Annotated in this window: 13 protein-coding genes and 2 tRNA genes; 9 read left to right on the forward strand and 6 right to left on the reverse strand. The window is 67.2% G+C overall.

Translation table 11 applies throughout. From position 1 onward, the window contains the following. Nucleotides 1-41: 41 nt before the first annotated feature. From rsmG to rpmH, 6 genes are all read right to left on the reverse strand, one after another. Nucleotides 42-737 carry a 16S rRNA (guanine(527)-N(7))-methyltransferase RsmG gene (gene rsmG, locus CK206_RS10905; protein WP_254050553.1) on the reverse strand — a complete coding sequence of 232 codons (696 nt, stop codon included), beginning with the start codon at nt 735-737 and terminating at the stop codon, nt 42-44. Between the two features lie 228 nt (nt 738-965). Next, nucleotides 966-1,454, reverse strand: a complete 489-nt coding sequence (locus CK206_RS10910; RefSeq protein ID WP_096906418.1) for a R3H domain-containing nucleic acid-binding protein — start codon at nt 1,452-1,454, stop codon at nt 966-968. A 129-nt stretch (nt 1,455-1,583) separates the two neighbouring features. Next, nucleotides 1,584-2,777 carry a membrane protein insertase YidC gene (gene yidC, locus CK206_RS10915; RefSeq protein ID WP_096906419.1) on the reverse strand — a complete coding sequence of 398 codons (1,194 nt, stop codon included), beginning with the start codon at nt 2,775-2,777 and terminating at the stop codon, nt 1,584-1,586. 17 nt (nt 2,778-2,794) lie between these two features. After that, on the reverse strand, nt 2,795-3,091 hold the full coding sequence (gene yidD, locus CK206_RS10920) for a membrane protein insertion efficiency factor YidD (RefSeq protein WP_082924143.1): 297 nt from the start codon (nt 3,089-3,091) through the stop codon (nt 2,795-2,797). After that, nucleotides 3,088-3,450 (reverse strand): ribonuclease P protein component, encoded by a 363-nt coding sequence (gene rnpA, locus CK206_RS10925; protein ID WP_067720195.1) that lies wholly within the window; start codon nt 3,448-3,450, stop codon nt 3,088-3,090. Before rnpA ends, yidD begins: the two co-directional genes overlap by 4 nt. 18 nt (nt 3,451-3,468) lie before the next feature. Further along, nucleotides 3,469-3,612: a 50S ribosomal protein L34 gene (rpmH, locus tag CK206_RS10930; protein ID WP_007629603.1), complete on the reverse strand. Its 144-nt coding sequence runs from the start codon at nt 3,610-3,612 to the stop codon at nt 3,469-3,471. 538 nt (nt 3,613-4,150) lie between these two features. Between rpmH and dnaA the strand changes: the two genes are divergently transcribed. From dnaA to CK206_RS10975, 9 genes are all read left to right on the forward strand, one after another. Next, nucleotides 4,151-5,656 (forward strand): chromosomal replication initiator protein DnaA, encoded by a 1,506-nt coding sequence (gene dnaA, locus CK206_RS10935; RefSeq protein WP_067720197.1) that lies wholly within the window; start codon nt 4,151-4,153, stop codon nt 5,654-5,656. A gap of 884 nt (nt 5,657-6,540) precedes the next feature. Further along, a complete protein-coding gene (dnaN, locus tag CK206_RS10940) occupies nt 6,541-7,716 on the forward strand; it encodes a DNA polymerase III subunit beta (protein WP_096906420.1) in 1,176 nt (391 codons plus the stop codon). Nucleotides 7,717-7,741: 25 nt separating this feature from the next. Next, a complete protein-coding gene (gene recF / locus CK206_RS10945; protein WP_096906421.1) occupies nt 7,742-9,031 on the forward strand; it encodes a DNA replication/repair protein RecF in 1,290 nt (429 codons plus the stop codon). Next, nucleotides 9,028-9,582, forward strand: a complete 555-nt coding sequence (locus CK206_RS10950) for a DciA family protein (protein ID WP_067720203.1) — start codon at nt 9,028-9,030, stop codon at nt 9,580-9,582. Before recF ends, CK206_RS10950 begins: the two co-directional genes overlap by 4 nt. A gap of 86 nt (nt 9,583-9,668) precedes the next feature. Further along, nucleotides 9,669-11,798: a DNA topoisomerase (ATP-hydrolyzing) subunit B gene (gene gyrB, locus CK206_RS10955; RefSeq protein WP_096906422.1), complete on the forward strand. Its 2,130-nt coding sequence runs from the start codon at nt 9,669-9,671 to the stop codon at nt 11,796-11,798. Nucleotides 11,799-12,395: 597 nt separating this feature from the next. Continuing rightward, nucleotides 12,396-14,924: a DNA gyrase subunit A gene (gene gyrA / locus CK206_RS10960; RefSeq protein WP_096906423.1), complete on the forward strand. Its 2,529-nt coding sequence runs from the start codon at nt 12,396-12,398 to the stop codon at nt 14,922-14,924. Nucleotides 14,925-14,927: 3 nt separating this feature from the next. Next, entirely contained in the window at nt 14,928-15,557 is a 630-nt protein-coding gene (locus CK206_RS10965) for a DUF3566 domain-containing protein (protein ID WP_096906424.1), read from the forward strand. A 78-nt stretch (nt 15,558-15,635) separates the two neighbouring features. Next, nucleotides 15,636-15,709 (forward strand) — tRNA-Ile (locus CK206_RS10970). Between the two features lie 59 nt (nt 15,710-15,768). After that, a tRNA-Ala gene (locus CK206_RS10975) sits at nt 15,769-15,841 on the forward strand. Nucleotides 15,842-16,278 lie beyond the last annotated feature (437 nt).

Genomic DNA, 16,278 nt, shown 5'->3' on the forward strand with positions numbered 1-16,278 from the left:
GTTTCACGTGAAACCGACACTGGACACGTCCCCGTCAGGCCTCAGCGAGACCGACACCCGCGTCCGCGGGATCGGGAGCCACGGCCCCCCATCCTAGTCGCCAGGGTGCCGATCACCAGCCTCGTCGGTTCGGCATCCGGGGCAGCGACGGTCTCGACGCGAACGTCGTCGAACCCTAGTTTGCGGAGCGCCGCACGATCACGCTCGACCTCGTCGACTGCCGACTCGCCCTTGAGGGCAACCATACGGCCGCCCACCTTCAGCAGCGGAGCAGACCACCCGGCGAGCTTCGCCAGCGGTGCCACTGCCCGGGACGTCACGACGTCCGCCTCGCCCGCCTCGATGATGACCGGTTCCTCCTCGGCGCGACCCCGAATGACACGGACATCGATGCCGAGCTCGGCGATGATCTCCTCGAGAAACGTGACCCGACGGAGAAGTGGCTCGACCAGAGTGATCGTCAGATCTGGGCGCGCGAGCGCCAGGGGGATACCAGGGAGGCCTGCGCCGCTTCCGATATCGACGACGGACTCGCCCTGCGCCAGCTGCGATTCAGCAGCCGCACTGTTGAGGACGTGCCGATCCCACAGTCGAGGACGCTCACGCGGACCCATCAACCCGCGCTCGAGCCCGGCCGTCGCGAGGAAATCGACGTACCGCGTCGCGAGACCCAACCGATCACCGAACACTTCAGCGGCAGCGGGCGGGGGCGAGGGCAGATCACCGGAGCCGGACATCGAGCCCGGTTCGGGCGGTGTCTCACCCGCAGTCCTGGAAGCCCCGTCGCTGTCACGTGACGCTTCGTGGCCCGTGTGTCCGTTCATGGTCTCGCGCTCCTTCTCGCGGCCGCAAAGCCACTGTTTCACGTGAAACACCGCCGGTGAATCACATCATTGTCATTAGATCCTCAGACACAGATCAGGGGTGCGAGCCGTCCGGCTCGCACCCCTGCCCCAAGCCTCCCGTCACCCGGGCAGGACGACCACCCGCCGGTTGGGCTCGACGCCGGTCGAGTCCGAGGTGACACCCTCGATCTCCGCGATCGCATCGTGGATGATCTTGCGTTCGAACGGCGTCATGGGCTCGAGCTCTTCCGACTCACCTGACTCGAGAACCCGCTGCGCTGCCACGCGTCCGGACTCGCTAAACGCCTCACGCTTCGCCTCACGCCAACCGGCGATGTCGAGCATCAACCGGCTCCGATCGCCGAGTTCCTGTTGCACCGCGAGACGCGTCAACTCCTGGATAGCGTCCAGGACCGAGCCGTCCGAGCCGACCAAGGTATCCAAGTCGTCGCCGCCCACGATGCTCACCACAGCCCGATCGCCCTCGACGTCCAGATCGATGTCCCCGTCGAAATCGAGGATGTCGAGGAACTGCTCGAGATAGTCGCCAGCGACCTCGCCCTCCTCGACCAATCGTTCCTCGGACACCTCGATGTTCCTCTTGGACATGGACCCGCCTCCGTCGTGACCGCCGATCGCCGAACCCCGGGGGTGCGACGACTATCTACCCCAAGTATGGGACAAGGTCCCCGACGCCGGAGCATCGGGGACCTTGTCCACTCACGTTTTTCTAGCGGGTCATCGCTTCTTTTTCTTCTTCTTGTTCTTGGGACGCGAACCTGATCCCTTCTGGGCCGGCCTACTGCGCTGCCCGCCGGGAGCCTGAGGCCGTTGACCCGGGCGTGGAGCGGATGCCGGAGCGACCGCAGGCCCCGGGTCGGAGTCGATCACCTCGTCGTCGTCCACCGTCGCGGTACCCACCTCCCCGGCCGGATCCGACACCACCCCGGTTCCCGTCGCGGCGGCGGCGCGATTCTTCTTGGGCTTGGTGGGCTTCACACCCACCCGCGGAGCGAGCGCCTTCTGCTCCTCGCGCCGCAGGAGGGCCGCGGCGTCGTCCTCCTTGGCCATCTTCTCGTACAGGAAGTACTGCTGGCCGAGGGTCCAGAGGTTATTCGTGACCATGTACACGAGGATCGCCATCGGCCAGAACGCACCGGTCACCAGGATGCCGATGGGGAAGGCCCACAGCATGAGCTGGTTCATGATCTTGGCCTGCGGGTTGGCCGCGGCCTCAGGGGACTGGCGGGACAGGGAGATCCGCGCGTTGAAGTGGGTCGTGACCGCCGAGACGATCATCAGCGGAAGGGCGACGAGAATGATGTTCCACCGGGCGAAGTCGAGCATCGCGCCCGGCTCCACGAAGGCCTGGAACTGTTCGACCGGCTGGGAGATGAAGGACGAGAGCGGAGCACCGAACAGGCGGGCGTCGAGGAAGCTCTGCACCTCGTCCGCGTTGAACACGTAGTTGCCCGTGTTGCGCGTCTCCTCGGCGCTCATCCCGAGCGCGCCGAACTGCGAGCCCATCCGGTTGAACGACCGCAGCACGTGGAACAAACCCAGGAATACGGGGATCTGGATCAGCATCGGTAGGCAACCCAGGAGGGGGTTGAACCCCTCCTGCTTCTGCAACTTCCGGGTCTCGACCGCCAATTTTTCGCGGTCGTTCTTGTACCGCTTCTGCAGCTCCTTCATCTTGGGCTGCATCTCCTGCATCTTGCGGGAGAAGCGAATCTGTTTTGCCGCCGGCCAGAACAGCATCGCGCGGAGGGTGAAGACGAGGAAGATCACCGACAGGGCCCAGATGACCCCGTTGGAATCCGGCGCCTCGACCCAGGGGAGCAGACCGCCGAGGAACGCGAAGATCTTGTGCCAGAACCAGAGGATGCCGGAGATCGGGTAATAGACCAACGGGTTGGTGATGAACGACATGGGTGGTGGAGTCCTAGCTACGTTCGAGAATTGTCGGTGTGCTCGTGGGGCTCGTGGCCCGGTGGATCAGGTGCACGGGGCCGGGGGACCGGATCCCACCCGCCCGGTGTCCACGGCCCACAGCGCAGGAGGCGCCACACCGAGAGCCAGGTGCCGTACCAGGCTCCGTGGACGCGTACCGCCTCGACGGCGTAACTACTGCACGTGGGTTCGAATCGGCAGCTCGGTGGGGTCCAGGGGGAGATGCCCTTCTGGTAGAAGTCGAGCATCCACAACAGGATCCGCGCGATGGGACCCGGGCGCCCCGTGCTCACGACGTGCCCCTCGCGCGAGCGGCCGCAGCGACCAGCCCCGCGCGCATATCCCGCACGAGGTCGGCGTGCGACGCACCCGCGGAGGCCGGGTTGGCCCGGATCACCACCATGAGATCGTCGCCGGCCTCGTCCAGCAGGCCGCCCGCGATATGACGAAGCCGTCGGCTGACGCGGTGACGAGTCACCGAGTCCCCGACGGCTTTGCTGACAACCAGCCCGAAACGCGGACCGCCCACGCGGACATCCGAGGAGTCCACGTGGGCGTGTACGACCATGGTGCGGCGGCCCTTCCTGGCACCCTTGCGCACCACCGTCGCGAAGTCAGCGGAACGGTGGAGCCGGTGCGACCTGGGGAGCACCCGCCACCCCGGCCGGAATCAGGCCGTCAGCGACGCGCGGCCCTTACGCCGGCGGGCGCCGACGATGCCGCGACCGGCGCGGGTGCGCATGCGCAGACGGAAGCCGTGCACCTTGGCACGACGACGGTTGTTCGGCTGGAAGGTCCGCTTGCCCTTGGCCATGGTTGGCTCCTCACGTGAAGTCGGCGCCGTGTCCAGCGCCCGATCGAGTTCGAGACGTCGTCGAATCACCGAAGGACGGCGGCACCACGACGCGCCGGGCGCCCACGGGCGCACGACAGACTGCTCAAGATTACGCGCCCGATGCGCCGGCCGCCAAACCGTGTAATCCCATTGGTCTCACTGATACCAGTTTCCTGGCCACAACGACACGCCCACGGCCGCGATGCTTGACATCCGCCCTCCAGTCAATCTTGAGGGTTGCCCCCCGGTTCACCATGTTGTTACCGTCATTCCTCAGGCGAGCCCCACCAGGGCTGCAAGACGCGACGTGAATCCGAACAAGCACCTCCGACCCCTCCCCACTGACGACCTACCCGCGAACCGACGGGAGGGGTCTGTCTTCCCACAGCTGTGGACAACCATGTGGATACCTCGGTGGACCTGGGTCGGAGCCTGTGGATAGAGTGTGGTTCCCGGCGCCGCCGGCGACCCGGACCACCAGCAACGCCCGACACCCGACGAGAGGAGACCGCCCACCGTGTCTCCTGAACTCGAACACGTGTGGAGTGCCGTCCTCGACAAGCTGACTGATCCGGAACTGGCCAGTGACGACAATCCGGCCCTGTCGCGCCAGCAGCAGGCGTGGCTCCGGCTCGTCCAGCCGATCGCCGTGGTCAACGGTTTCGCGATGCTCGCCGCCCCGTCGGCCTTCGCCCGCGACAACATCGAGTCCATCCTCCGCGGTCCCATCACGCGCGCACTGAGCTCGCAGCTCGGGGAGCCGATCGATCTGGCCGTCAAGGTGGACACGTCACTCGCCGGGGCTCAACTACCGACGGACGACGCCGACCACCCGGCCATCGACGCGGAGGACATCCACGGCCCCGGCGCGGAGGACGAGCATCCGCCCGCCACGACCCGCCCCCGGCGGATGACCGAGGAGCAGATCGCCGCCGAGCGCCTCCTCCACGGCAGCGACCGCGACGAGGCGTTGTCCGCCGCGTCCGCGCCCGGGTTGAACGAGCGCTACACGTTCAGCGCCTTCGTCCAGGGCAACTCGAACCGCTTCGCCCGGGCCGCCGCACTGGCTGTCGCCGAGGCACCGGCCCGTGCGTACAACCCGCTGTTCATCTGGGGCGAGTCCGGTCTGGGCAAGACCCACCTGCTCCACGCGATCGGGCACTACTCCCTGCGGATGTACTCCGAACAGAAGGTCAAGTACGTCTCGACCGAGGAGTTCACCAACGACTTCATCAACTCCGTCCGCGACGGCCGCCAGAACATGTTCAAGAAGCGGTACCGCGAGGCGGACATCCTCCTGGTGGACGACATCCAGTTCCTCATCGGCAAGGAACAGGTCCAGGAGGAGTTCTTCCACACCTTCAACACGATCCACAACGCGCAGAAGCAGATCGTGATCTCGTCCGACCGGCCACCCAAGCAACTGCAGCCGCTGGAGGACCGCCTGCGCACCCGCTTCGAGTGGGGTCTGATCACCGACATCCAGCCGCCCGAGCTGGAGACGCGTATCGCGATCATCGACAAGAAGGCCAAGTCCGAGAACTACGTGGTCCCGAGGGACGTCCTCGAGCTCATCGCGACGCGGGTCCAGCGCAACATCCGTGAGCTCGAGGGAGCTCTCATCCGGGTGGTGGCGTTCGCCTCCCTCAACGGCCACGAGATCGATGTGCCGCTCGCGGAGGTCGTGCTCCGTGATGTCGTCTCGGACGACGACTCCCTACAAATCTCGGCCGCGACCATCATGGCGGTGACCGCGGAGTTCTTCTCCACGAGCATCGACGAACTGTGCGGCACCTCCAAGACCCGGTCGTTGTCGCGGGCCCGCCAGATCGCCATGTACCTGTGTCGCGAGCTGACCGATCTGTCGCTTCCCAAGATCGGCGTCACCTTCGGTGGCAAGGACCACACGACGGTCATGTACGCCCAGCGCAAGATCCTCAAGGAGATCAAGGACGACCGGCGCACGTACGACCAGATCCAGGAGCTGACGGCCCGGATCAAGGAGCGTTCGCGGTCCCTCTGAGCTCCACGCCGGAACTCACCCACGCTGTGCGCTCGCGCCGCCGCTTGTGCCCGGCCCCGCTTGTTCTCGCCCCCGCGGACGTCCACCGACGCCCCGCGTCTCCGGCCGGCCCTCTGCCGACACCGAACGCGACGCAGATGACGGTCGGCGACGGCGACAGCAACAGATCGGCGCCCGACGGCGTCCGCACGCCCGGGTGCGCGGACCCAGGACGGCTGCGAGAGGTCGTAACAGGCCCTGTGCGGCCCTCTGCCGAGTCCGGCGTTCCGCCCCGAACGGATACCCGCCCCGATTCGCGAGAAAGACCCCGCCCGACGGAAGACGAACCGTGGGACTCCCGGGTCTCGCTGTCGGGTCGCGCACACTTCGTCTGATTCGAGGGCCTCACACGGGTCATTCCACACGCATCAGGACACGCCGTACGACACATCCGGGACCCCCACACACCCTTTGTCACACCCTTCACAGCTGTGGACAACCCTGTGGAGTCTTGTGGACCGACGGTGGACAGACGGTGGACGGACTCTTGTGATTCCACCGGGGTCGGGAGGCAAATCACAAGATCGCACGGTTGCGTCCACACGACGAAATCGTCACAGACCTGTGATTACAGGCCTCGGCTCACAATTTCACAGGACCTACTACTACCTCTTATCTCTCTAGATAGTTCTTGTTAGAAGTAGGGATGTGGAGCGGCGAGCCTGCTTGACCCGGTTACGCCGAGTCCGTGTGTCCGCTGTCGGTCCGAGCGGTTACTCTCATGGAGACGCTCCGCCCCCAGCGGCGGAAACGTGCAATACGAGCTTGAACCAATACGAGCTTGAACCGACCAATCGTCCAGATACCGGATCCCGGTATCCACCCCCGCCTGAAAGAGGTCATCGATGGAGATCACGGATCCGACGTTCCGCGTCACCCGCGAGGACTTCGCGGATTCCGTGGCCTGGGTGGCACGCACGCTGCCCTCGCGTCCCTCGGTCCCGATCCTCGGCGGGGTGCTGCTCGAGGCCGATTCGGGACTGACGATCTCCGGGTTCGACTACGAGACCTCGGCGCAGGTATCCGTGCCGGCCGAGGTCTCCGAGCCCGGCAGCACGCTGGTGTCCGGCCGACTCCTGGCGGACATCGCCCGTGCCCTGCCGGACCGTCCGGTCGAGGTCGTCGTCACCGCCCAGAAGATGTACATCTCCTGCGGTACCGCGAAGTTCACGCTCCCGACCATGCCGGTCGAGGATTACCCGCAGCTGCCGGCGATGCCGGAGGTCACCGGTTCCGCCGAGGTCGACGCGTTCTCCGAGGCCGTGTCCCAGGTCGTCGTCGCAGCGGGCAAGGACGACACCCTGCCGATGCTCACCGGCATCCGGATGGAGATCGAGGGCACCCGCGTCACGCTCATCGCGACCGACCGGTTCCGTCTCGCCATCCGGGAGTTCGACTGGGAGCCGGCCCGCGAGGATGTCGCGGTCGAGGTGCTCATCCCGGCCAAGGCACTGTCCGAGGTCACCCGTTCCGCCGGCCACGGCGGTCGCGTGGATCTGAGCCTGGGAGCCGGCTCCGATGTGGGCGCCGAGGGCATTCTGGGTGTGCTGGTGTCCGGTCAGCGGACCACCACCCGCCTTCTCGACGCGGAATTCCCCAAGGTCCGCCAGCTGCTCCCGCCGCAGCACACCTCACTCGCGATCGTCGAGGTGGACTCGCTCGTCCAGGCGATCAAGCGGGTCGCGCTCGTCGCCGACCGCGGCGTGCAGGTGCGAATGGCGTTCTCGGAAGGTGAGCTCGCACTGTCGGCCGGAGGCGATGACGCCGCCCAGGCCAACGAGACCCTTCCGGTGGACTTCGTCGGCGAGCCGCTGACCATCGCGTTCAACCCGGGCTACCTACTCGACGGTCTCGGCAGTGTCCACGCAGGCCGCGTCGCCTTCGGGTTCACCCAGGCAAGCCGGCCGGCCGTGCTGCGTCCGGCACCCGAGACCCTCCCGGAGCCCGGCGCGGACGGCGCGATCCAGCCGGTGGATTCCGACCACACCTACTTGCTCATGCCCGTGCGCCTGCCGGGCTGAGGCCCCGCCCCGGAACCGATCCGGTATGCACCTGCGTCATCTCAGGCTCCTCGATTTCCGCTCCTGGCCCCTGCTCGAACTCGAGCTCGAGCCCGGGGTCACCACCCTGGTCGGACGCAACGGGCACGGCAAGACCAACGTTCTCGAGGCGGTCGGGGTCCTCGCCAGCCTGCGGTCCCACCGCGTGGCGACCGACGCGCCGATGATCAGGACCGGTGCCGGAACCGCACTGGTGGGCGCACTCGCACACAACGCGGGACGTGAATTGACCGTCGAACTCGCGCTCAACTCCGGCAAGGCCAACCGGGCGCGACTCAACACCTCCCCGTGCCGACGACTGTCCGACGTCCTCGGGGTGGTCCAGTCGGTGCTGTTCGCGCCGGAGGACCTGGCGCTCGTCCGTGGTGAGCCGGCCGAACGTCGCCGGCTTCTCGATGAGCTCATGATCCAGCGGCGCCCGGCACTGGGTGGTGACCTCAGCGAGTACTCCTCGGTGCTGCGCCAGCGGACCGCCCTGCTCAAGTCGGCCTCCGGTGCACTGCGGCGTGGGGGCCCCGAGGACTCCGCGACCGTGCTGGACACCCTCGACGTGTGGGACGGGCGGTTGGCCGAACTCGGAGCACGCGTGGTGGCCGGTCGGATCGCCCTCCTCCGTCAGTTGCGGCCCCTCGTCGTCGACGCCTATCGGGGTCTGGCCCCCGAGTCCCGTCCCGCCGATCTCACCTATCGCTTCCGCGTGGCGGACGCGCCCGACGAGTCGGAGCTGACGGATCCGGAACTCGTCGAGGCCGTGTTGCTCGCCGAGCTCGGGCGGCGGCGTCGCGACGAGATCGACCGCGGGATGTCACTCGTCGGACCGCACCGCGACGACCTGATCCTGAGTCTCGGCGACGAGCCGGCGAAGGGGTTCGCGAGTCACGGTGAGACGTGGTCGTTCGCCCTGGCGCTGCGACTGGGATCGCTCGAGCTGTTCCGTGCCGACGGGGCGGAACCGGTCCTTCTCCTGGACGACGTTTTCGCCGAACTCGACCGGCACCGCCGGGCCGCGCTGGCCGACGTCGCGGCCGGTGTCGAACAGGTCCTCATCACGGCCGCAGTGGGCGAGGACGTGCCGGGCTCGCTGCGCGGGGTCCGTCATGACGTCGTGATGACGGGCGAGGGAGCGGATCGTCACTCGGCGATGACGGTGTCACGACGCCAGCATGACGGTGCGGACGCCCGCGAGCACGCCGGCGGGGAGGATGGGGTCAGCGACGCGGACAGTGGCGGGGACGACGACGACAACACCGATACCGGAAGCAGGGCAACACCGTGACGGACCGAACCGGCAAGGACTCCGTAACACCGTCTGACCCGCCACAACGCGGTTATGACGTCGCCAAGCAGGCCCTCGAGGAGGCCCGCGCCCGGGCCCGGGCGGAGGGCAAGCAGGTCGGCCGGGGTCGGACCGGCCCGGTGGGGGCGGGCAAGCGGCTGCGCAAGCGCGGGTGGACCGGATCCGGTGCCGACCCGTGGGACCCACAGCCCCTCGGCAAACTCGTGGGCCAGGTCGCCAAGAAACGGGGTTGGGACGACAAGGTCACCACCGGGCGTCTGTTCGCGGAGTGGGACCGGATCGTCGGGGAGGACGTCTCGGCGCACGCCACCCCGGAGCGCCTCGAGGAGGGAATCCTGTACGTCCGTGCGGCGAGTACCGCATGGGCCACGCAGCTGCGGCTCATGTCCGCCGACATCCTCCGCAAGATCGCGGCCGCCATGGGGCCGGGTCATGTCCGTCGTCTCAAGGTGGAGGGGCCGGAGAAACCGAGCTGGCGCAAGGGGCCCCTGCACGTGTCCGGTCGCGGCCCCCGTGACACATACGGGTGACGGCCGGGCGTGCCCGTGGCCCGCGTGACGGTTGTCGCAGGTAGACTGGGCCGGTCCCAGACCCCCGAGACGCGAGGAGTTCGCACGTGGCGGACGCCAAGAGCAAGGCCAACAACAGCGGGCCCAAGGAATACGGTGCATCATCGATCACCGTTCTCGAAGGGCTCGAGGCCGTCCGGATGCGGCCGGGTATGTACATCGGCTCCACCGGACCGCGGGGACTGCACCACCTGATCTGGGAGGTCGTCGACAACTCCATCGACGAGGCGATGGCGGGTCACGCGACCGGCGTCAAGGTCACGTTGCTGGAGGACGGCGGCGTCGAGGTCATCGACGACGGCCGGGGCATCCCCGTGGAGATGCACGAGCAGGGCATGCCCACCGTCCAGGTCGTCATGACCCAGCTGCACGCGGGCGGCAAGTTCGACTCGGACTCCTATGCGGTGTCCGGTGGTCTGCACGGGGTCGGCATCTCCGTGGTCAACGCGCTGTCCACCCGGGTCGAGGTCCAGATCAAGCGCGACGGGCGCCTGTGGAAGCAGGACTTCGACATGGCGGTCCCGGCAGAGCTGGTCGACGCCGGCCCCGCCGAGGGTACCGGGACCAGGGTCCGGTTCTGGGCGGATCCGACGATCTTCGAGAGCACCGAGTACGACTTCGACGTGGTGGCACGCCGCCTCCAGGAGATGGCGTTCCTCAACAAGGGACTCACCATCACGCTCACGGACCGGCGACCGCGTGCCGAGAAGGCCGCCGAGCTGGACGCGATCGCGGACAGCGAGGGCAGCGGCTCGGAGGCGGCGCCCGGTTCCGACGAGGGGTCGGATCTCGCCCACGCGGTGGATGCGGAGCAGGCGTTCGCCGAGGGCGCGCAGGCAGCCGACGCCGTCGAGGTGACGCCCGTCGAGCCGGTCAAGGTCCGCGAGCGTAAGCGCACCTTCCACTACCCGGACGGTCTGAAGGACTACGTCACGGCGATCAACAAGTCCAAGACCTCGATCCACCCGACGATCCTCTACTTCGAGGGCAAGGGGCCCGGCCACGAGGTCGAGGTCGCCATGCAGTGGAACTCCGGTTACTCCGAGTCCGTCCACACCTTCGCCAACACCATCAACACCCATGAGGGCGGCACCCACGAGGAGGGCTTCCGCGCCGCGCTGACCTCCCTGGTCAACAAGTACGCGCGCGAGAAGAAGCTCATCAAGGAGAAGGACCCCAACCTCACGGGAGATGACATCCGCGAGGGCCTGGCGGCCGTGCTCTCCGCGAAGATCTCGGATCCGCAGTTCGAGGGTCAGACCAAGACCAAGCTCGGCAACACCGAGGTCAAGGGCTTCGTCCAGCGACAGGTGTCGGAGCACGTCGGGCACTGGTTCGAGGCCAACCCCGCCGAGGCCAAGGTCATCATCAACAAGGCGATCGCCTCGAGCCAGGCCCGCGTCGCAGCCCGCAAGGCTCGCGAGATGGTGCGTCGCAAGTCGGCCACCGACATCGGCGGGCTGCCCGGCAAGCTCGCCGACTGCCGCTCCAAGGATCCGGCGAAGTCCGAACTGTACATCGTGGAGGGCGACTCCGCCGGCGGCTCGGCCAAGTCCGGTCGGGACTCGATGTTCCAGGCGATCCTGCCGCTGCGCGGGAAGATCATCAACGTCGAGAAGTCGCGGATCGACAAGGTCCTCAAGAACGCCGAGGTCCAGGCCATCATCACGGCGCTGGGAACCGGCATTCACGAAGAGTTCGACATCGACAAGCTGCGCTATCACAAGATCGTGCTGATGGCGGATGCCGACGTGGATGGTCAGCACATCTCCACGCTGCTGCTGACGCTCATCTTCCGGTTCATGAAGCCGCTGGTGGAGAACGGGTACGTCTACCTGGCGCAGCCGCCGCTCTACAAGCTCAAGTGGGGCAAGGGCGAGCCGGACTTCGCCTACACGGACCGCGAGCGGGACGAACTGCTCAAGATCGGCCTCGAGAACAAGCGCAAGATCAACGTCGACGACGGCATCCAGCGCTACAAGGGTCTCGGCGAGATGAACCCCAAGGAGCTGTGGGAGACCACGATGGACCCCGCGATCCGCACGCTCCGCCAGGTCACCCTCGACGACGCCGCCGCGGCGGACGAACTGTTCTCGATCCTCATGGGCGAGGACGTGGACGCCCGCCGCAACTTCATCACCCGCAACGCACGAGATGTGCGGTTCCTCGACGTCTGACACCGTCGCCGGACAGACACGGGAAAAAGGGGGGCGTCCGCCGAACTCGGCGGACGCCCCCCTTCGTGTCCCGGGTGGCCCGAACGACGTGGAGCGTTGCGCAGTCGTTCGTGGCGGGCAGCCCGGCGAGGTGGTCACGTAGATACTGCACGGCGGGCCCGAAGTTGGTCACCGCGGCCGCGGCCTGCGTGATCCCGGGGTCAAACGACGTGGTCTCGTAGCGGAGATGTACGTCCGCACCCTGAGCGCACCAGCCACGGCTGGTGGCACACGGAGAATACGGCTGATTTTCAGGCGGTGCCTACCTCCGGCGGTGGCACGATCGTCTGGCGACGTACGTTCTCATCAGTAAAAATTGAATCAGTGCGAGGTAGAGCGCGGGACGCCTGACCATTGAGACCACGTCGCTAGCGGCCTACGGGCCGGGCGCGAACGCGCCGGGTCTGGCGTCCCCCGATCGGGTCACTCGTCCCCCGGGAGGCCTCCGAGTCGCCGACCCCCCGCGTGCCCGTGCCCGTGTTTTCGCTGGACCTATAGACTGGCGAGGTCGGAGCGTGCCCTCGTGGTGGCGTTTCGAGCGCGACAGAAGAGGAGCCCATGACGGACACGACGTTGCCGCCCGAAGCCGGGGGTCACGACCGGATCGAGCCGGTCGACATCCAGGCGGAGATGCAGAAAAGCTACATCGACTATTCGATGAGCGTCATCGTCGGACGAGCGCTACCTGACGTACGGGACGGGCTCAAGCCCGTCCACCGCCGGATCCTCTACGCGATGTGGGACAACGGCTACCGGCCCGAGCGCAGCTACGTGAAGTCGGCCAAGCCCGTCGCCGACACCATGGGTAACTATCACCCCCACGGCGACTCGGCGATCTACGACACCCTGGTGCGCCTCGCCCAGCCGTGGGCGATGCGTTATCCGATGGTCGACGGCCAGGGGAACTTCGGCTCGCGCGGCAACGACGGCGCCGCCGCCATGCGCTACACCGAGTGCAAGATGACCCCGTTGGCCATGGAGATGGTCCGGGACATCGACAAGAACACGGTCGATTTCCAGCCCAACTACGACGGCAAGACGTCCGAACCGGTAGTCCTCCCGTCGCGAATCCCCAATCTGCTGGTCAACGGCTCCAGCGGCATCGCGGTCGGAATGGCCACCAAGATGCCGCCGCACAACCTGCGCGAGGTCGCCGAGGCGATCTACTGGTGTCTGGACAACCCTGACGCCGACGAGGAGGAGACCCTCGCGGCGTGCATGGATCGGATCAAGGGTCCCGACTTCCCCACCCACGGCTTCATCGTGGGCGAGCAGGGGATCAGGGACGCCTACACGACCGGCCGCGGTTCGATCCGCATGCGGGGCAAGACCTCCATCGAGGAGGAGGGCAACCGGACGGTCATCGTCATCACGGAGCTGCCCTACGAGGTCAACCCGGACAACATGATCCTGTCGATCGCCGAGCAGCTGCGTGACGGCAAGATCGCCGGCATCTCGAAGATCGACGACGAGTCCTCGGACCGGGTCGGCCTTCGCATCGTGGTCACACTCAAGCGTGACGCAGTGGCCAAGGTCGTGCTCAACAACCTCTACAAGCACTCGCAGCTTCAGACGTCCTTCGGCGCGAACATGTTGTCGATCGTGGACGGTGTTCCCCGGACCCTCGCCATCAACCACCTCGTGCGGTTGTACGTCACGCACCAGATCGAGGTCATCGTCCGGCGGACCCAGTACCTGCTGGACGAGGCGGAGAAGCGGGCCCACATCCTGCGCGGCTTGGTCAAGGCGCTCGACGCGCTGGACGAGGTCATCGCTCTGATCCGCGCCTCGGAGACCGTGGACATCGCGCGGCAGGGCCTCAAGGACCTGCTGGACATCGACGACGACCAGGCGCAGGCCATCCTCGACATGCAGCTGCGGCGCCTCGCGGCGCTCGAGCGGCAGAAGATCATCGATCAGCTCGCCGCGATCGAGGACGAGATCGCAGATTACAAGGACATCCTCGCCAAGCCCGATCGGCAGCGTGCGATCGTCGCCGACGAGCTCCGCGAGATCGTCGAGAAGTACGGGGACGACCGCCGGACCAGGATCATCCCGGCGGACGGGGACGTCACAGACGAGGATCTGATCGCCCGCGAGGACGTCGTCGTCACCATCACCGAGACCGGTTACGCCAAGCGGACCCGCACCGATCTGTACCGCGCCCAGAAGCGCGGCGGCAAGGGTGTGCGCGGCGCCGAGCTCAAGCAGGACGACATCGTCCGGCACTTCTTCGTCTCCTCCACCCACGACTGGCTGCTGTTCTTCACCACCAAGGGCCGCGTCTACCGGATCAAGGCCTACGAGCTGCCCGAGGCGAACCGCACCGCCAGAGGTCAGCACGTGGCCAACCTGCTGGCGTTCCAGCCTGAGGAGCGCATCGCCGGCGTCATCCGGATCAAGGGCTACCAGGACGCGCCGTACCTGGTACTGGCCACCCGCAACGGACTGGTCAAGAAGTCCCGGCTCGAGGACTACGACTCGCCGCGCTCCGGCGGCCTGATCGCCGTGAACCTGCGTGACGGGGACGAGCTGGTCGGGGCGGCACTGGCCGGACCCGACGACGACCTGCTGCTGGTCTCGGAGAAGGGCCAGTCGATCCGGTTCCACGCCAACGACGACACGCTCCGCCCGATGGGCCGCGCGACCTCCGGCGTGATGGGCATGCGGTTCAACGACGGCGACGCCCTGCTGAGCATGTCCGTCGTGCGAGCCGAGTCCTCGGACCAGGAGAAGTACTTCCTCCTGGTGGCCACCGAACGCGGCTACTCCAAGCGCACCGCCCTGAGCGAGTACACGGCCCAGGGCCGGGGCGGCAAGGGCGTGCTCACGCTCATGTTCGACCCCAAGCGCGGGAAGCTCGTCGGTGCGACGATCGTGGAGTTGCAGGACGAGCTCTACGCCATCACCTCCAGCGGTGGCGTCATCCGCACGTTCGCCAAGCAGGTCCGCAAGGCGGGCCGGCAGACCAAGGGCGTGCGGCTGATGAACCTCGCCGAGGGTGACTCGCTTCTGGCCATCGCCCGCAACGCCGACGAGCCCGACGACGAGGACCGGTCCGCTGCCGAGTCCGCCAAGGAGGAGTAGGCGATGACCGAGCCGACCGATCCAGCCGACCGGACCGACCCGACCGAGATGTCCGACGCGGTCACCGACGGCCCCGCGCACGGGGGGTCGTCCCCGGCGCCCGGTTACGGCGGGTCGGGGGCCGGCACCGACCACTCCGGCACGTCGGCCACCACCGCCTTTCCGGCGGCCACCCAGAACCGCGCCGAGGGCGCGAACGGGGGCGTCTCCAAGGCGTACTCGGGGGGCGCGGCCGGGCGCGCCGCACCGATCGTCCCGCCCACCGAGCGCCGGGGGCCCATGGAGTCGGTCCTGGTGCTGCGCCGGATCGACCCGTGGTCGGCCTTCACCACCGTGCTGGGCCTGATGTTCGCCCTCTACCTGGTGTGGATGGTGGCCATCGGGGTGACGTACCTGCTGCTGTCCGGTATGGGCGTGTGGGACCGGCTCGGGGGCCTGTTGTCCGGCGTGGCGGGCGACGAGTCGGCAGCCGTGATCGGGCCGTCGACGATCTTCCTCTACAGCGGGGGAGTGGGACTGCTCAACGTCCTCCTGCTGTCGATCCTGGCCACGCTCGCGGTGTTCATCTACAACCTCGCGGCCGGCCTGACCAGCGGCGGCGTGCAGGTCACGCTCGCCGATCCCCGGTACTGACGGTGCCCGCGGCGCACGGCGGAGGGCGCCGATTTGGGCGGTGGCGCGCACGTCGGGTAGATTAACTTTTCGGTACGAGGGCCTATAGCTCAGGTGGTTAGAGCGCCAAACTGATAATTTGGAGGTCGGAGGTTCAAGTCCTCCTAGGCCCACTCCGCCAGGCAGACGCCGGATCCGCTCGATGCGGTCCGGCGTTTATCCTTGGAAGTACGGGGCCTTAGCTCAGTTGGTAGAGCGCTGCCTTTGCAAGGCAGATGTCAGGGGTTCGAATCCCCTAGGCTCCACTCACAGCCTGCGGTGAGGCCAGTTCGTGAGGCGCCCGGGCGACACGCGACCGTCGGATGGCACACTAAAGTTCTCTTTTCGGACGAGCTGCGTTAGCAGGAGCTGCCCGCATGAGCTACATTCAGCCAGAGCGGTCCGCTCGTCAAGGAGCGGCGGTCGGTCTGGGCTTCACGAGTGGTGAGCCTTCAACCTGCAGGGTGAGCGTGTCCGGAAGAGAACTGACGGGAGCTTTTGATGGACGATCTTACCGCCGTCACCGGTACTGGCGCCCGCTCTCGTCCCACTGAGCCCGGTGTCATCGCGATCTCGCTGGATCACTCGGGCGTGCTGATCCCCTCCCTCGGCTTCGCCACCGCCCGAGCGGTCTATTCGGCCGCGCTGGACGCGGTGCGGAGCGAACTCGGCGACCGGGCCAGGGTGTCCTCCGGCCCGCCCG

Origin of the sequence: Dietzia sp. WMMA184, assembly GCF_002441635.1 — a bacterium.
GTDB lineage: Bacteria > Actinomycetota > Actinomycetes > Mycobacteriales > Mycobacteriaceae > Dietzia > Dietzia kunjamensis.